13 protein-coding genes are annotated in these 17,558 nt (G+C 68.8%); 2 read left to right on the top strand and 11 right to left on the bottom strand.

Going from position 1 to position 17,558, the window contains the following annotated elements:
* Positions 1 to 31 precede the first annotated feature (31 nt).
* The 3 genes from N4261_RS02050 to N4261_RS02040 form a co-directional block, all read right to left on the bottom strand.
* A complete protein-coding gene (locus N4261_RS02050) occupies positions 32 to 1,573 on the bottom strand; it encodes a S41 family peptidase (RefSeq protein ID WP_261758579.1) in 1,542 nt (513 codons plus the stop codon).
* Between the two features lie 83 nt (positions 1,574 to 1,656).
* Positions 1,657 to 3,306 (bottom strand): S41 family peptidase, encoded by a 1,650-nt coding sequence (locus N4261_RS02045; RefSeq protein WP_261758578.1) that lies wholly within the window; start codon positions 3,304 to 3,306, stop codon positions 1,657 to 1,659.
* A 112-nt stretch (positions 3,307 to 3,418) separates the two neighbouring features.
* Complete coding sequence (locus N4261_RS02040) at positions 3,419 to 3,781, bottom strand: DUF2917 domain-containing protein (protein ID WP_261758577.1); 363 nt, start codon at positions 3,779 to 3,781, stop codon at positions 3,419 to 3,421.
* A gap of 152 nt (positions 3,782 to 3,933) precedes the next feature.
* Between N4261_RS02040 and N4261_RS02035 the strand changes: the two genes are divergently transcribed.
* Positions 3,934 to 5,379, top strand: a complete 1,446-nt coding sequence (locus tag N4261_RS02035; RefSeq protein WP_261758576.1) for an aminotransferase-like domain-containing protein — start codon at positions 3,934 to 3,936, stop codon at positions 5,377 to 5,379.
* A 201-nt stretch (positions 5,380 to 5,580) separates the two neighbouring features.
* Here N4261_RS02035 and N4261_RS02030 read toward each other — a convergent pair whose 3' ends face one another.
* The 8 genes from N4261_RS02030 to N4261_RS01995 all read right to left on the bottom strand — a co-directional run bounded on the left by N4261_RS02030 (position 5,581) and on the right by N4261_RS01995 (position 14,750).
* A complete protein-coding gene (locus N4261_RS02030; RefSeq protein ID WP_261758575.1) occupies positions 5,581 to 6,636 on the bottom strand; it encodes an alpha/beta hydrolase family protein in 1,056 nt (351 codons plus the stop codon).
* A 37-nt stretch (positions 6,637 to 6,673) separates the two neighbouring features.
* Complete coding sequence (locus tag N4261_RS02025; RefSeq protein WP_261758574.1) at positions 6,674 to 7,660, bottom strand: DMT family transporter; 987 nt, start codon at positions 7,658 to 7,660, stop codon at positions 6,674 to 6,676.
* Positions 7,661 to 7,680: 20 nt separating this feature from the next.
* Complete coding sequence (locus N4261_RS02020; protein WP_261758573.1) at positions 7,681 to 8,508, bottom strand: AraC family transcriptional regulator; 828 nt, start codon at positions 8,506 to 8,508, stop codon at positions 7,681 to 7,683.
* Positions 8,509 to 8,560: 52 nt separating this feature from the next.
* A complete protein-coding gene (locus tag N4261_RS02015) occupies positions 8,561 to 10,216 on the bottom strand; it encodes an O-linked N-acetylglucosamine transferase, SPINDLY family protein (RefSeq protein ID WP_261758572.1) in 1,656 nt (551 codons plus the stop codon).
* Positions 10,217 to 10,380: 164 nt separating this feature from the next.
* A complete protein-coding gene (locus tag N4261_RS02010) occupies positions 10,381 to 12,276 on the bottom strand; it encodes an AAA family ATPase (RefSeq protein ID WP_261758571.1) in 1,896 nt (631 codons plus the stop codon).
* Positions 12,269 to 12,511, bottom strand: a complete 243-nt coding sequence (locus tag N4261_RS02005; protein ID WP_261758570.1) for a hypothetical protein — start codon at positions 12,509 to 12,511, stop codon at positions 12,269 to 12,271. The genes N4261_RS02010 and N4261_RS02005 overlap by 8 nt, the downstream gene beginning before the upstream one ends.
* 299 nt (positions 12,512 to 12,810) lie before the next feature.
* Positions 12,811 to 13,848 (bottom strand): AraC family transcriptional regulator, encoded by a 1,038-nt coding sequence (locus tag N4261_RS02000; protein ID WP_261758569.1) that lies wholly within the window; start codon positions 13,846 to 13,848, stop codon positions 12,811 to 12,813.
* Positions 13,845 to 14,750: a GGDEF domain-containing protein gene (locus N4261_RS01995; RefSeq protein ID WP_261758568.1), complete on the bottom strand. Its 906-nt coding sequence runs from the start codon at positions 14,748 to 14,750 to the stop codon at positions 13,845 to 13,847. The genes N4261_RS02000 and N4261_RS01995 overlap by 4 nt, the downstream gene beginning before the upstream one ends.
* Positions 14,751 to 14,941: 191 nt before the next feature.
* On the opposite strand from N4261_RS01995, the gene N4261_RS01990 reads away from it, so the two are divergent.
* A complete protein-coding gene (locus tag N4261_RS01990) occupies positions 14,942 to 17,554 on the top strand; it encodes a TonB-dependent receptor (RefSeq protein WP_261758567.1) in 2,613 nt (870 codons plus the stop codon).
* The last annotated feature ends 4 nt before the right edge of the window (positions 17,555 to 17,558 follow it).

The following is a 17,558-nucleotide window of genomic DNA, read 5'->3' as shown; positions in this document are numbered from 1 at the left end:
ATCGGGGAACGCGGGAAGACGGGACCGCCTCCTACCGCGAAGGCGACTTCAACAGCAGCGCCTGTGACGGCCGCAGCGGCTTGAGCAAGGGCCTGTCCGCGCCCTCCGGCTGCGCGGAGGCACTGCGCACCGAGAGCGCGGTGGCCGTCGCCGGACACTGGCCCTCGGCACGGAAATGCAAGGCGGCGGCCAGCAACCCCTCGGCCGGATCGCCCAGCGCATGGGTCAGGTCATCCGGCACCACGCAGCCGGGCAGCCCCGCAGGTCCCTGCGCCGCGGGAGCGAACCCATCGGCGTAATCCCCGAAACCCTTGGCATTCGACGTCTGTCGGTCGATGGCATGAGTGGTGTAGCCGCAATGAGGCACGGCTTCGAAGCCGTAGGGCTTGCCACACGTGGTCTGGCCCACCTGGATCACCTCCACATCGACACCGCGCAGCCCGTTGATCAGCAATTCGCTGGCGGAGCAGGTGCCCGGACCGGTGAGCACGAACACCCGCGACAGGGACAGACTGGGCAAGGGCCGCTGATCGGTGCAGCCGATCATGTCCGGCCCCGGATGGCAGGAGACCGGCAAGAACGGCAGCTCCGACGAGGTGCCGACGCGTCGTTCGTTCAACCGGTCCGCATTGAAGAGCTTGCCCTCGGTCGACGGCCCCGTGACCATGTAGGCCAGTTGGGCGGCGATGTAGCCCAAGCCGCCGCCGTTGTAGCGCAGGTCGATGACCAGGTCACGCACCTGGCTGGTCTGGAACTGCGTCATCGCCGCAGCCAGGGCATCCTCCGCCGGCAGGGTGAACTCGCTGAACAGCAGATAACCCACCGGACCCGAGCTGCCACCAGGCAGCACCCTGGCCAGCGGCACCGGCGGCGAATGCTGAACCTGGTTCGTCAGCCGGAGCTCGCGGGTGACCTCACCCCGGCGCAGCACCCAGGTGACGGTCTCGCCCACGGCGGCCGTCCGGGCCAGGCGGCCCAAGGTCTGCATCTCCGCCTCGGTGGCGGTGGCAAGGGTGATGCCGTTGACGCTGACCACCTCGTCGCCGCGCTGGACACCCGCCGCCGCCGCCGGGCTGCCCGCATCGACCGTCAGCACCCACATGCGCCGGGGTGATCCGGCCACCTGCGACGCCGCAATGCCGACACCCACGCGCTCGCCCTGGCTGGCTGCGGTGGCCTCGCGGGTGGTCTCGCGAAAGCTGTATTTGTCCTGGGAACCAGCGGGGTGCACCAGGTCCTCGAACCAGCGGTCCATCGCCGTTTCATAGTCCAGCCCGGTGTAGCGGGCGGCGGTAGCGTCCAGCACCGGCAACTCGCCGCGCCAGAGATAGCGCTCATTGAGCATCGCCCTCAGCCACATCCGCTCCTGCAAGGGCGAACCGGATCGGAGTGCCGCAGGCGCCTCCGGGTTGTCCGCGGCGCACGCGTCTGCGTAGATGTCGCTGGGAAGGATCACGGCTTCCGCCTGCGGACTGTTGCGGTGGTCGTCGGATTTGCCGCCACAAGCGCCAAGGGCGGCCATGAGCAAGGTCACGGCCGCCCTTGTCAGGACGGGGGGCACGGCGAAAGACATGAGGCCTCCTGGCAGTGAACGGGCACCCCGAAGGGGGCGCCATCACGCCATGAGTACGGTGTCGGCCGAAACGGTGCTGTCGATCAGTGGCGTCCGCCGTCGATCCGGTTGGTGCGGGCAGCCAGTTTCTGCAGCTTGAGTTCCACACTCGCACCGCTCAGCGAGGCGGCCTGAGCGCGGGCGTCGGGGCCGGCGTCGGCGGCCTGCGCCGGGCAGGTGCTGCTCGTGCGGTACTGCAGCGCGGCGGCCAGCATGCCCTCGCCCTGATCGCCGAGCTGACGCGTGAAGTCGTCACGCACCGCGCAACCCTTCACACCGGTCGTGCCGCTGCCGCCGGGCACGAAACCGTCGGCATACTCGCCGAAGCCCTTGTTGTTGGTGCCCACGAACTCGATCGGGAAGTAGCTGTAACCGCAGTTGTCCTTGGCGGTGAAGCCATAAGGCTTGCCGCAGGTCGTGCCGCCGATCAGCACCACCTCGACATCCACCCCGCGCAGCCCGTTGATCAGCGCCTCGCTGGCCGAGCAGGTGCCGCTTTGCGCCAGCACGAAGACACGGCGCAGGTTCAGCGTCGGCAGCGGCGCCTGCTGGGAACAGGTGCCGGACGAGGTGAGTCCGCAGGAGCTGGTGTAGAACGGGGTGCGGGCGTCGCTGCTGTTGGTGTCGGCCGAACGGCGGCTGTTGTAGCGCAGCTGCTCGAAGGTCTTGCCGCTGGTCGGGCCGGCGCCGGCAATCATGTAGGCCAGTTCGCTGGCGATGAACAGGTAGCCGCCACCGTTGTAGCGCATGTCCAGCACCAGGTCGGTCACATTGCGGTTCTTGAAGTCCTGGATCGCAGCAATGAGCTGGGCCTCGGCCGGCGCGATGTGGTCATTGAAGACCATGTAGCCCACCGACGCCCCGTCTGCGGCCGTCAGCACCTGGCGCTGCAGCACCGGGGTCTTGGTGACCGAGGCGGACACCATCGTCACATTGCGGGTGGTGCCGATGTTGCTCGTCAGCACGAAGCTGTGGCTGCTGCCGTTGACCGACGGGAACAGTGCCGCATTCAGCGTGTCCACGCCCGCGGAGGTCGCCACATCGGCGGTCGCGCCGTCGGCACTCACCAACACGTCACCGCGCTGCACCCCGGCGTTGGCGGCCGCGCTGCCCGGCTCCACATAGGCCACGCGGATGTTGCGCGGCGGCGTGGTGGACGCCAGCGACCATTCGATGCCGTAACCCACCGCCACACCGGAACCCGACAGGTCGTTCCACTCGCGGGTGCTCATGGTGAAGCTGAACTGGTCGCGGCGCTTGCCGCTGGCCGTGGTGGCCGGCGTGAGCAAGGCATCGAAATAGGCCGAGAGCGCCAGGCCCACATCGCTGCCGCTGTAGGCGGCCGCATCCGCGCTGACGGTGGGCACCTCGTCGCGCCAGAGATAGGCCTCGTCCATGTAGGAGCGGACCCAGTTCTTCTCGACCGACAGGCTGCCGGTGCGCAGATTGGAAGCGGCTTCGGTGTTGCCCGGTGCGCAACGTTGTGCATAGGTGCTGCTGGCGCCCAAGGCGCCCGGCGTGCCACCGGAGCCGCCACTGCCCGTGCCGCCACCGCCGCTGCCACTTCCACTGCCACTGCCCACCACCGGATCACCGGCCGGGCCACCGCCGCCACCGCAGGCTTGCAGCAACAGGACACTGATCGCGCCGACCACGGCCAGACGCGCGCTACGCAAGATTGCCGACTTCCTCATTGACGCTCACTCCCTCGTTGCGCCGCCATCTTGTCGTAGCGGACACATTTGATTACCAGTTGAAAACCGCATGAGCGCGATTTATAGCGGGAAACCGGCGCGCAGGTGTGGCTCAACGCAGCGCTTCCACCTTCAGGGTGATCGGGATTGATGCGTCCTCGCCACTGATCAGGAGGGTCAGGCCTCGCCAGCGCGGCAGGTCGCGAAATTCGAGCGTCTCGCCGGCGTTCAACCAGTGGTCCTGCGGCCAGCCGGGGCGAGTGATCCACACCCGGCCGCGCTCCACCTGAAGCCGGGTCGGCCGATGCAGGCGGAGCGACACCGTGCGCCCGTCCTCAGGCAGCTGCAGGCGACGCGCCCCATCGGCCGCCGCCACACCCTCTGTGCGCTGATCGCGCAGTTCCGGTGCCGTGGAGATCGGCGGACGCGCCGCAGCAGGGGCGGCGGGCGGAGACAGAGGCAGGGTCGTGTTCATGGCCTTGACGATAGGCAGCCGGCTGCCAGGCGGCCATCCACAGTGATCCACGGACACGCCAGGCACAGCCGCGCACCGGCGCCCTCTGTGCTGGCCGATTTGGCGGCCATCTGTACTGGTGGTCGTCGGTGGACAACACACAGAATCAAGCCATGGAAAAGCCGCAGTTGCCGCTGTACATGCAGCTCGCCGATCGAATGGCCCGTTCGGTGCGGGCCGGCACGCTCAAGCGCGGCGAGCGTTTGCCCTCGGTACGCGACCTGGCGGGGCAGCACGGCGTGTCGCTGTCCACCGCGGTGCAGGCCTACCGGTGGTTGGAGGACGCGCGGCTGATCGAGGCCCGACCCCGCTCCGGCTATTTCGTGGCGGCCCGTCCGCCGCGCCTGCCGGAACCGCAGGTCTCGCGTCCCGATCCCGCCTCCCGCATGGTGCAACTGGACCAACTGGGCACGCAGGTGATGACGCTGTCGCAAGACCCGTCCTTCGTGTCGTTCGGCGCGGCCTGCCCCGGTCCGGGCCTGTTCGATCAGGATCGCGTGCGCCGCGCCATGGCGCGGGCGGTGATGCGCCACCGCGATCTGCTGTGCACCTATCCACTGGGCCCGGGCATGGAGGAGGCACGTCGCGCGGTGGCGCGTCATGCGCTGGGTCTGGGCTGCGTGCTGCAGCCCGACGAGGTGGTGATGACCAACAGCTGCCTGGAGGCGATCAGCCTGTGCCTGCGCAGCGTCTGCAAGCCGGGCGATGTGGTGGCGCTGGAGTCGCCCACCTACTACGGCTTCCTGGAGATCCTGCAGAGCCTGCACCTGCGCGCCCTGGAGATCCCGACCCATCCGCGCCACGGCATGTCGCTGGAGGCCTTGCAACTCGCGCTCGAGACCCAGCCGGTGAAGGCGGTGCTGTCGGTGCCGACACTGTCCAATCCGCTCGGCGCCAGCATGCCGGTGGCCGACCGGCGCCGGCTGGCCGCGATGGTGGCGCACCATGACATCGCGCTGATCGAGGATGTGCTCTACAACGACCTCTGCGAGCAGGAGGACAAGCGCCGTGCAGTGAAGTCCTTCGACACCACCGGGCACGTGATGATCTGCGGCTCCTTCTCCAAGACCATCGCGCCGGGACTTCGGCTGGGCTGGGTAGAGGCCGGCCGTTGGGGACAGGCTTTGCGCCGGACCAAGGCGGCGCAGTCCGGCGGCCAGTCCGGCGTGATCGAGCTGGCGCTGGCCGACCTGCTCACCCAGGCGGGTGGCGGCGCGGCGCTGCGGCAACTGCGCGCCACCATCGCCACCCGGGTGGATGAGGCACGCCAGCTGATCTCGGAGAGCTTTCCGCGCGGCACCCGAGTGTCGGATCCCGCAGGCGGCTTCATCCTCTGGCTGGAACTGCCCGAACCGGTGGACTCCGCCCTGCTCTACGAAGCCTGCCTGGCCGAGCGGATCGTCATTGCGCCGGGACTGATGTTCTCGGCCAGCCCGCGCTTTCGCCATTGCATCCGGCTCGGCGTGGGCGGCCAGTGGCAGGAAGCGCAGCGCGAGGCATTGCGCCGCGTCGGTCGACTCGCCCAGCAGCTGTTGCGGCACGGCGAACGGGCGGCATGACCGTCCCCGCGATGGGCTCGGTCCATGCGTTCGCTGCGTTCGCTGCGTGCGCTGCGTGCGCTGCGTGCGCTGCGTGCGCTGCGTGCGCTCAGTTTGCTGCGGTCGGTGTGATCAGGTGGATCACTCGGATCAGTTCGGTCACTGCGAACACGGCGATCAAGGCGATCAAGGCGACCACGTCGATCACACCGATCACGTCGATCAGCCTTGCTCCCATTCATCGCCGGCGGCCAGGCCCTTGGGCGACTTCAAGCGCCGGGTGGCCTCCTCATCGTCCAGCAGCCGGGCGCGCCACCAATCGGTGGTGACCGCCTTGATGAGGTACGTATGGTGAGCGGCCAAGGTCTGCGGCGCCTGTTCCCGCTGACGTCCCAGCAACCGCTGGCCGAAGCCCGCGCCGCGTTCGCCGCCACCGCCGAACGTCATGTGATCGGCACCCTCCAGCCACAGCTGCGCTTTGGCCCCCGCGGGCAGCGCGGTATAGACCGCGCGCCGGTAGTCCCCCGTGCGCTCCTGGCCCAGCGGGTTGCCGTCCAGGCTGCCGGTCAGACACAGCATTGGACGGGTGATGCCCTTGAGGCCACCGCTGAAGAGGCCCGCTGCGGGGCTGAAGGCGGCAAAGGCCTTGAAATGGGATTCAGTCAGATCCGGCGCGCTGGCGACCTGGAAGTCCCGGCCGGCCACGGCCAGCGTGGTCTGGGCGCCGAAGGAGTGTCCGGACATGCCCAGCGCGTCCGGCCGCACGCGACGCCAAGGCCCCTCGCCCAGCTGCTGCAGCCGCAGCAGTTCCGACACCGCGAACTGCACATCCTGGCCGCGCGCCATCAGTTGCTCGGCGCTGGCCGCGGCCTTCACGCCTCGCGGGCCGCTGGCCCAGATCGCGCGGTCGCTGCCCGCATGCTGCAGATGCAGTGTCGCCATGCCGGCGTCTGCCCAGGCCTGCGCCCATTCGGTTCCACCGTCCAGGCTGCCGCCCAGGCCGTGCGAGAACACCACCAGCGCGACCGGCTGATCCCCGCCCGGCATGCGCAGTCGCCACGGGATCTCGCGCGAGCGCTGGGGATCACGCCAGCTGCCTTGTTGCACGGTGCTGCCCGACGCCGGGTCTGCGCCGGCAGCCGCGCGACCGTCGCGAGCGGCACCGCGTGGGCCGCGCGTGTCATTCGTCGCTGTGGCGGCGAAGGCGGGTGCGGTGGCCGCCGTGCTCAAGAAGGCGGCCGATCCAGCCATCAGGAGTTCGCGTCGTGTCTTGTCCATGCGGGGATTGTGCAAAGCCGGCGTGCGACCGACCGGCTCATTGACCTGCGTTTACCTGCACGGCGCCGACATTGGTCGGCGGCACCGGCTTGAGCCGCAGGGCCCAGCTCACACCCGCAATCAGCAGACCCGCCCCGATCACCGTCAGCGGCGCCGGCCAGCCGCCCCGATGCCACTGTCCGTAGACCAGCGCGGACAGCGTCTCGAAGACGATCAATTGACCGGCGAGGGTGGTGGGCAGCCGCTGACTGGCCTCGTTCCAGCACATCGTGCCCAACCAGGATGCAAACAGGCCGACGGCCAACATCAGCCCGACGAAGGCCCAGGGCCGGGAGCCCAGGGGGAAGTCGAACCCCGGCGGCAGCGCAGACAGGCCCAGGCCCTGCGCAGCGGCCATCAGCGCATAGGCCAGCACGGCCATCGGCAGGGTGACCAAGCCCTGGGCGGTGGCCCAGGCGCGCGGCGGTCGATCCGCATGGGCGCGGAGCCAATCGGCGTTGCGGATCGGATACCAAGTCCAGCAAGCGAGCGCAATCAAGGCCAGCCCAGCCCCCTGCAGATAGCGCCCGAGCTCGCCCTCCCCCAGCCCCGTCTGCTCGACACGGTTCACGCAGCCGATGCCCGCGGCGATCAGCAGCAGCGGCGGCGCCAGTTGCCGCCAGCGGAAATGGCCATCGCGGGCGGCATTGCGCTGATTGGCGCAGACCGCAATGACCACCGGCAGCGTGCCGATGATCATGGTGGGCAGGGGACCGCCGGCCCGCTGGATCGCGGCGGACAGGGTCAGGTAATAGAGGAAGTTGCCGATCGCGCTGAGCCGGCAGGCCGTCCACCAATCCTCGCGGGTCAGCCGCGCCAGTTCGCGGCGGTCGATCAGCGCCAGTGGCAGCGCAATCAGACCAAAGGCGAGGTAGCGCCCCGCCGTGAGCAGCACGGCGGGGTAATCGGGCAGCAACAGCGGCGCGACGAACACCAGCCCCCACATCAGGCCGGCGGCCAGCGCAAACATCAGTCCAGACAGCATGGGCGCAGTGTCGCCGCGTCTCAGCGTCGCGGTCTTGTACCCAGTTGCTGCTGGTAGCGGGACGGCGTCACCCCGTAGCGCCGCGCAAAGCTGCGGGTCAGATGCGCCTGATCGGCCAGGCCGACCGCGGCCGCGACCTCGGCAGGCGGCTCGCCGCTCGCCAGCAAACGCTTGGCTTCGAACAGCCGCAGCGCCATCAGCGCCTGCTGGGGCGTCGCGTGCTGATGGGCCTTGAAGCTGCGCAGGAAGTGGAAGGGGCTGAGGCCGGCGACGGCCGCCAGCTGCTCGGTGTCCAGGCGCCGGTCCAGATGGCTGCGCATGAAGTCGAGCACGGTGTCAAAACGAGGGGCCGCGCCGTCGGGCCGCTGCGGCGCCCGGTGGGCGTGGCGGCTCAGCCCCTGCACCAGCGCCAGCAAGGCGCTGTCGAAGGCCAGCGGTTCGCGGGCCTGCCAGAGTGCTGCAATCAAGGTCGCGGCGCGGGTGGCCGCCTCGGCGTCATGCGCCACGGCGGCATCGAATCGCCAGGTCGGTCCGCCATAGAGATCCGCCAGCAGCGCTTCATCCAGATAGACCATGCGATAGGCCCAGGCGTGGTCGGTGGCGGCTTCGCCGGTGTGGATGTCCTCGGGATTCATCAGCATCAGCGTGGCCCGAGGCGCCAGGTGCTCACCGCCACGCCACCGGAAGCGCCCCACACCGTCGGTGATCGCGCCCAAGCCATAGGCCTCATGGAGATGCGGCTCGAAGCTGTGCTTCAGGATCTGCGCGTGATAGAGCTCCACACCGTCGCGATGGGCGGGGCGTCGGTATTGCGCCTGATCCTCGGCATGAACGAAGGCCTTGAGCATGCCCCCAGTCTAGAGGAACGCGCCGCCGGGCCGGGCCGAGCGGCGAGACCGATCAGGCCGCGTCGGTCGACGGCTGAGCCGCCAAGGCCGCCGGCGGCAAGCCGGCGACGGCGCGGGCCCACATGCGCTCATAGAGCGCCTCGAGATCGCGAGCAAAGGTCGTCGAGTCGATCCAGGGCCGGATCGTCGGCCGAGGGCCGTTCGCCAACGCGCAGACGCGCGCCACGAACTCATCCGGCGTGCCGCAGACCAGTTCGGGCAGGCCGGCCGCCGTCAGCACGCTTTCCGCCACGCGGGAGCCGAAACCGTCCCCGCGCAGCGAGACCACGGGCACGCCGGAGGCGAGCGCATCGCTGGTCGTGGTGTGACCGTTGTAGGGCCAGGTGTCCAGCGCCAGGTCCGCTGCCGCCAGCCGATGGCCATGCTCGGCCATGCCGACGGGCGGCATGAACACGATCCGATCCGGCGCCACACCGCGCCGCTGCGCTTCGGCGCGCAACTGCGCATCGGCCTGTTCACCGCCGCTGAGCTGCCACAGCAGCGCCTGCGGCAAGCGATGCAGCACCGCCATCCAGACATCGAACACCCGAGGCGTCACCTTGTAGACCGCGTTGGCCGCCAGCAGCACCAGCGCGTCCTCGGGCAGCCCCAGGTCGGCGCGGTTCACCGGCTCGATGCGACGGCTCGCATCGCAGGGCTGATAGCAACCTGGCAACTGCGCGATCTTCTCGCTGTAGAACGGCGCGTCCGCCAGCGGGGTGACGATCTCGTCGCCCACGATGTAATCGATGAAGTCCGCGCCGCTGGTGCCTGGGAATCCCAGCCACGCGACCTGAACCGGCGCGGGGCGACAGGCCAGCGCGGTGAAGCGACTGCCTGCGGTGTGGCCCTTGAGATCGACGGCGATGTCCACCTGCTCGGCCCGCATGCGCGCGGCGATGCCGGCCAGGTCGAGTTCGGACACATCGATGAAGCGGTCGCAGGCGCTGCGAATGCGCTGCTGCAGCGTGGTGCCGTCGTCCGGCCCATGGGAGAACAGCAGCACCTCGAAGCGGTCGCGGTCCCGCGCCTCCAACACCTCGACCAGCAAGGCGGCGGTCGCATGCGCATGGAAGTCGCAGGACAGATAGCCGATGCGCAGCTTCGGCTTGGCCACCGCCGCGATCGGCGGCAACGGCTGCAGCCCGCGACTCAGAAAGCCGGTGCTCATCCGCGCCACCTTCAGGAGATCGGCGGGCTGATGCGGCAAGCCGCCCAGGGCGAAGGGCACGCCGAATTCATCGGTCGCCCCGTCCGGCTTGGCGCGAATGGCGGCGGTCAATGACTGCAGATTCGCCTCGAAGTCCTGCCAGCGCGCGCACTGCTGATCGCCATGGGCCTGATAGCACTGGGCCATGATGCTGAGCGGCTGCAGCGCCGCCACCGTGCGAAAACACTCGGCCGCCTCGGCCTTCATCTGCAGCGACTGCAAGGCGAAGGCCAGCTGCAGGTAGGCGTCCACATCGTCCATCTTCAACGCCAGCGCCTGCATCAGCGGACCCACGGCTTCCTGCGGCCGGCCACTGCGGCGCAGCGCCTCGCCGTAATAGCGCTGCAACTCATTGGAGGGCAAATGCGCATACGGCGCCAACAGCGCCGCCGCCTGGGCATGGCGTTGTTGGCCCATCTCGACCAGTGCGGCTTGCAGAAGAGACTGAAGAGAGCTCATGGAAAGACAGGAGGACGGGCGACGGAATGGAGGAGTGGACGGCCTGTATCGGCGCGCCGGCATCGATTGGACCGCATGTCGCGCCACGACGCAGTGGAACACCATTTTTCCGCGTCTGCGTGTGGAAGACGCAGACGCAAATGCCCTCGGTGGCACGCGCCGCGTCACGCGGGCTCGCGCACGCGCCGCATCTCCCGGAACTCCGCCAATCGCTCCGCATACGGGTCCAGCGCATCCTCCGCGCTGCCCAGCGGCAGTCCGACCACCACGCCGAACCGCGCCGGCGTGACCTGACCGTGAACCATCAGCTCATCCACCAGCGCGAGCAGCGCATCGCGGTGGGTGTCCAGCAGCTCGGTGGCTCGGGCGTGCGCCTCCTGCAGCAGGGCTTCGATCGGGGCATCGGTTGCCTGGACATCGGTACAGAGGTTGTCGTCGCTGCTGGTGCAGACGTCGGTGCGGCCCAGCCGCTCGCCGTGTCCGAGATGACGCAGCATGCGGGCCGCGGTTTCAGTGGCCTTGCGCAGATCATTCTCGGCGCCGCTGGAACTCAGTTCCGGGCCGAAGACCAGCCGCTCGGCGGCGCGGCCCGCCAGGCTGGTGCAGATGGAGTCCAGCATGTTGCGACGCGACCAGACCTTGCGCGCGCTGTAGGCGTTGTAGCCGCCCTCGAAGCTCGCGACATGGATCTTGATCTCCTGCGGCGCACGACCGAACAACAAGGCATGGACCAGCCCGTGGCCCGCTTCATGCACGGCCAGCAACGCTCGGAAGTCCGGGTTGTTGCGCTGGCGCAGCCGGTTGATCTCGAACGGCGCCGCAATGGCCTGCGACTGACCGCCCCAGTGCGCGATGAGGCTGCGGCCGTCGGCGGTCAGCGTCACGGTGTCGCCCAGGGCGGCACCGTGCTCGATCGCCCACAGGGCGGCCTTGGCCAGTCCGGCACCCAGGATCGCGTGCAGCGATGAAAAAAGCGGACGCGTGCCCTGCGCGGGGAACACGGCGTTGGCGTAGATCTGCTCGCGCACGCTGTCGGCCATCTCGAACCGCAGACCGCAGCGCGATTGGGCCTCGGCGCCATAGCGGGTGCAGCCCTGCTCGATCAGTTGCTCATACGCGCGGCGCGAGAGCGACGGATAGATCACATGCTCATTGCCCAGCCGGGCCACCTGCTCCGGCTTGAAGCGTCGGTTGAGCGCCTCCTTGACATCGATGACGCTGAGCTTGCCGGTGAGGGCATGGAAGATGTCGGCATCGCTGTCGCAATCACCCACGCTGGTGGCGAGGTCCTCGTAGGCCTCGTCGAGATTGCCGCAGACGAAGACGAGCAACCGGCTGTAGTCGGTCTCCCAGCGGTGCTGGCCGCTCTCGCGGAAGGCGCGCAGTTGTTCCTGCACCTGGTCGGGGGACCACGCCATGATCTCGGTCAGGGGCGCGTCGAGCTTGAGGTTGCGCTTGAGCTCCTGGGCCTCCCAGGCGCGCAGCTTGAACCGCATCGCGGCCTCGCTGTCATCCGCCCGTTCCGCATCGAAAGCGGCTTCGGCCATGGACGATTCAATGCTGCTGAGCAGCGACAGCGCCGGCGGCAGCCGGCCATCGGACAGCAGCGCCCAGACATCCTGGTAGCGCTCCACCCGCACATCGACCCGCTTGTTGTCGATGGTGCGAAAGCGCTGGAACTCGTCCAGCACCAGGATGCCGGGCTCGCCCTCGCGCACGCCCGACTGGGTCAGCATGCCGGAGATGCTCTGCGCGCCGCGCCAGCCCGCGCCGTTGGAGAAGCCATCCATCTGCACCTCCACGAAGCGGTCGTAGAAACCCAGCAACTGCGCCAGACGACGCACGAGCTGGGTCTTGCCGGTGCCGGTCAGGCCCCAGAGGCAGATGATGACCGGACGCGAGATCAGCTCCGGCATCAGGTACCAGGCGCGCACCGAATCGATGACACGGTCGATGATGGGATCGATGCCGAACAGTTCGGCCTTCAGCAGCCCGGCAATGGCTTGCAGCCGTTGGTTTCGTTGCGCGAGTTGATCGCGCAGGTGGTGGGGTTCATTCATCCCAATCCTCTCGTCGCAGCAGCGCCTGAAGCGCCACGCGGTCGGCACGGCGCTGGGCGCCGCGGCTTTGGATGTGTTGGCCTGCGCCGCGCAGGCCACGCTGGGCCAGCGCGCGGGCCACGGGGTCGCGCGCACCGGGGCTCGTCTCGAGCACCAGCGTCATCGCTTGTTTCATGCGGCGCAGGGCCTTGACCCGCCCCTCCTGGAGGGCGCGGGAACGGAGTTGTGCACTCATTCGGTTTCCGAAAAGCAAAAGCCCCGGCTCAATGGCGGCGGGGCTTTGCTTGCCACGCGGTCTGAGGCCGTATCTGGGAACAGACACGGTTCAGCCGGGGCTCGGGAACCGTGTTCAGTCGATCGTCGAAATGAACAGGGAGGACATAAGAGGGATCTCCGTTTTGCGGGCGCTGTCGTGGGCGCCTTCAGCAATGGGCGCGAATGATGCGGAGCTTGCGCCGAATGCGCAAGTGCGCGGGCCCGTCGGCGTTGCGGCGCGCCAACGTGCCCCGCGTGCCGACGGCCTGCGGCGCGCGGTCACAGCATGCCGGGCGTCATGCCGGTCCAGCGTCGGAATGACCGCCGGAAGTTGCTCTTGTCGTGAAAGCCCAGCGAGTGCGCCACCGCCTCGCCGCGCTGGCCCCGCAGGTTCATCAGATAGAGCGCCGCATGCGCACGCACCTGGTCCAGTTGCGCCTGATGATGGGTACCCAGTTGCGCCAACTGCCGCTTGAGCGTGGCCGGACTGACGCCAAAGCGCTGCGCACTGCGCTCCAGCGTGGGGGGCTCGTCCGGCGAGCCCAGGCTGCTGAGCAGATGGTCATAGAGCACCGCCAGTTGGCCGCGCTGCCAGGCCTGCGGATCGGCGCCCTGCGCCAGCGCGCTCCGGGCCATCGCCGGCTGGCGTCCGGCCGCCGACCACGGCAGACGGGCATGGGCGAGCGGCAGCCGCATCGCATCGATCTGGCAACCGAATTGCAGCTCGGTCCCCAGGTAGGTCGCATGCTGCGACAGCTCGCGCGGCGGCGTGCGGTTGAAGCTGAAGCGCCAGGGCAGCGCCGCACCACCCAGCCATTGCGCCATGGCCACCACCGCACTCATCTGCATGTCCACCAGCACGGGCTGCAGGCTCGGGGGCGCGCCGTTGGCCTCGGTCCAGATCAACAGCAGCTCGGTGTCGGTTTCCAGCAGGCGCGGCGTCAACAGCGGCGAAAGGCGCGCGGCGTACTCGCACAGCAGCCGCAGCGCGGTCAGCAGATCATCCGACTGCTGAAGCGCCTGACTGGCCAGACCATAGTGACCCGGCAGACTGAGCTGCCCCAGCACGAAGCCGACATCCCGCGCATGTCGGTGAAGGGACGCAAGCATCAGCAGCAGTTGCCGCGGCGTCAGCGTCTGACCCGGTACCACGCCGCAAGGGCTGAGCCATTCGTCGGCCGACAGACCGCGGCTGCGCGCGAACTCGGCGAGCAGCGCGCCTTGATAGGCCCACGGAATGAAGGCCGCATCCGGCCCGAAGTGCGGCACCGTGCGCGTGGGCAGCGCCTGCCGCAAGGCGTGAAGCGCCTCGCTCACCGGAGTTGCTCCAGCAGCTGCAGCAGTTGATCCTGGGCATCGCGAGCCGGGTCCAGCGCGGCGGTCGCCATCCGGGCCTGCAATCGCGCCCGGGTGCGGCCATCGGCGCACGGATGCACATGGGCGGACAGCCCGCCGAGCAGGTCCGCTGGCATGGCCGAGTCCGCCTGCGGCAGCAGCGCCATGAAACGATCGGCACCATAGCGGCACAGCAGATCGCCGGGCCGCAGTTGCAGCAGCAGCAACGGCCCGGTGGCTTGCAGCAGGCGCTCCGCCTCCGCCAGCCCATGCTGGCGCGCCAAGGAAGGAAGGTCCTGCCAGGCCAGCATTACCAGCGTCGCCTGGCCGCCCTCGCGGCGCAGCAGGGCCTGCTGGTCGCGCAGTTGGTCGAGCAGATAGGCGCCGTCGCCCAATTGGGTCAGGGCGTCGATCTGGGCATGTTCGCGGTAGCCGCGTTCGCGCCCGGCACGCAGGGCATTCAGCGCCAGTTGTTCCTGGCGCCACAGGTGCAAGCCGAAGGTCAGTCCCACCATGCCGATGACGTGAAAGCTGGACTCCATGCCCATCAGCAGGCTGTAGTCGCGCGGCAGCTTCCAGAACTCGTCCATCAGGTCGGCCCAGCCGCCCAGCAGCATGCCGGACAGCCCCAGGCACAGCCAGGTGGTGACGCGTCCGGCCGGACGACTGGTGCGCAGCTGCAGCAGCCACAGCGCGAGCATCGCGACAATCGCGCCTTCGCTGACGATGTCGATCCAGCGCCAGATGGCCGTCGGTTTGGCCACGGCCCAGTGGGCGAACAACCAGGTGATGCCGCACATCGCCAGCATCAGGGCATGGCCGAAATGGCGGGAGCCCGCCACCGGGGCGAGCGCCAGCGGCGGACGCGGCAACACGAGTTTCATGGCGCGCGATGCTAGGAAGGGTTTGTGACAGTTCAGCGCGGCCCCGGTCGCAGGGGGTTCAAACAGCTCACCGCAGCACTGCCGATGCGCCGCTCGCAGGCGGCCATGGCGTGGGCGCCGCAGTGTCACGCAAGCGCCATGCGGGCTCCCTAACGTCCGCCGCCATCGCTGACTCCCACCCCTCGCCCCTCATGCGCACTCCGCCCCGCCCCACCTTGCTCGCCCTGTGCCTGTCCAGCCTGTTCGCTTCGACGGCGCTGGCTCAGACATCGCCCACCGAAGCCCTGAAGCCGACTGCGCCCGAGACGAAGGCGACGTCCGAGTTGCCTCGTCGCGAGGCCAAGGCAGACGCCGCGACCGGCGCTGCGGCCGGCAAGGATCCGCAGAAGCTCGACACCGTGGTGACGGTGGGCCAGGCCGCTGCGCTGCGCTCCGCGCTGGACAAGCAGACGGCGGCCGCGGGCATCGTCAACGTGGTGCATGCCGACGGCATCGGCCAACTGCCCGACAACAACGCCGCCGAAGCGTTGGCCCGCATGCCGGGCGTGTCGGTGGAACGTGACCAGGGCGAAGGCCGCTTCATCCGGGTTCGCGGCCTGGGCCCGGACTACAACGCCGTCAACATCAACGGCGCGCTGACACCGGCGTCGCAATCGGACCGCCGCGCGCCCGGCCTGGATCTGGTGCCCGCCGGCCTGATCCGCTCACTGGAAGTGCAGAAGACGCTGACGCCCGATCAGGACGCCAATTCGCTGGGCGGCACGGTGACCGTTCGCACCCTGAGCGCCTTCGACCAGCCCGGTCGGCTGTTCACCCTGGAGCTGGGCGCCAACCACGACCAGAACGCCGGCCAGACCCGGCCGCGTGGGTCGATGGCCTTTGCGGACCGCTTCGTCGGCGGCCGGCTGGGCATCGCGGTGGCCGTGTCGGCCGATCAGCGCCGCTTCGCCAGCGACAACGTGGAGACCGGCGGCGACTGGGACGACGGCAAGCTCAACAGCGTCGAGCTGCGCCGCTACGAAATCACCCGTGAACGTCTGGGCGCTGCGCTCAACCTGGACTTCAAGCCAGACGACGCCAGCCTGATCTACCTGCGCAGCTTCAGCAGCCGCTTCACCGACGAGGAGAACCGCCAGTCGATGACGCTCGAGTTCGACGAGGCCCAGGCCCCGGGCGCCACTGGCGACGGCACGGTGAGCCGCGGTCTCAAGGCACGCCGCGAGATCAACAAGTCGAGCGCGGTGGTGCTCGGCACCGAACTGTCACGCGGCGACTGGAAGACCTGGGCCGAGGTCGGCGCCGGCCGCGCCAGCGAGGACAAGCCGGACACCCTCAGCTCCTCCGCCTTCACCGCCGATTTCGCCGATTTCGCCGGTCTGGGTTACACCGACACGGTGCGCCCCATGCCGACCGCGGTGGCGGGGTTGAACGATGCCGCCAATTACCGCTTCAGCAAGGCCAAGATCGAGCGCAGCCTGGCCACCGACAAGGTCCGCCATGCCAAGGTCGACCTGGAACGCGAGTTCGACCTCGGCGGCTGGGACCTGGCACTCAAGGGCGGCCTCAAGGCCACCCGGCGCGACAAGGACAGCGAGCAGGAAACCTTCGCGCCCAGTGCCAAGCTGCTGACCAAGGCGCCCTACAACGTCCCCACTGCGCAACTCGGTCTGTCGAATTTCCTGAGCGGCGGCACGGTCGACTATCCCTGGACGTCCTTCGGCCCCGGCATCGACACCGCCAAGCTGCGCAGCCTGTATGGCGCCTATCCGCTGAGCGCCTTCCGTGATGTGGTGGATTCCGAGGTCAACGACTTCGGCATGAAGGAGCGCACCGACGCCGGTTACCTGCAGGCCCGGATCGAGCAAGGCGGCATGCAGTGGATCGCGGGCATCCGCCACGAGCGCGTTCGGTTCGACGCGGACGGCATCACCTCCACCGACGGCGTGCTGAGCACCACCCACACGTCCACCAGCCGCAATCACTGGTTGCCGGCGCTGCTGCTGCGTCAACAGCTGGGCGCGGCCACGGTGTTGCGGGCGGCGTTGACCCATTCGGTGGTGCGACCGTCCTTCGGTCAACTGAGCCCGGGCCTGGCGGTGGACGGGGATGAAGCCACGGTCGGCAATCCCGCCCTCAAGCCGCTGCGTTCGCGCAACCTGGACCTGGGCGTGGAGCGGCGACTCGGTCGCGACGGCGCGGTGTCGGCCTATGTTTTCCACAAGAAGATCCGTGACTTCGCGTTCCAGACCGACCTCGGCGGCTCGCCGGGCTGGGAGGACTTCAGCCATGTCGAGACCTTCGCCAACGGCGGTGACGCCACGGTGCGCGGCCTGGAGCTGTCCTGGAGCCAGGCCTTGAGCACGCTGCCGGCGCCGTGGAATGGTCTGGTGGTCGGGGCCAATGGCAGCTTCGTGCGGTCGCGGGCGCAGATCGGCGCCTATGACAGTGGCCAGTGGGTCAGCCGCCGCATCGCCCTGCCCAGCCAGTCCGACCGCAGCCTCAACCTGAACCTGGGTTGGGAATCTCCGGCCTTCGGCGCTCGTGTGGCGCTGAATCACAAGTCCCCGTACCTGCTGGAGGTGGGTGACGTGCTGGATGCGGCCCAGGATCGCCGCGTCGACACCCAGAACCAGGTCGATGCCTCGATGCGCATCCGCCTGATGAAGGGCCTGGACCTGCATGTGGAAGCGCTGAACTTGACCAACGAGCGCTACTACGTCTACCAGGGCGACAAGGCGCACAACGTGCAGTACGAGCAGTACGGCCGCGCCTACAAGGTCAGCCTCAAGCTGGCGATGTTCTGAGCGG

Origin of the sequence: Roseateles amylovorans, assembly GCF_025398155.2 — a bacterium.
Taxonomy (GTDB): Bacteria; Pseudomonadota; Gammaproteobacteria; order Burkholderiales; family Burkholderiaceae_C; genus Roseateles; species Roseateles amylovorans.
The sequence above is the reverse complement of the archived record's forward strand: the minus strand, read 5'-3'. Positions and strand labels throughout refer to the sequence as shown.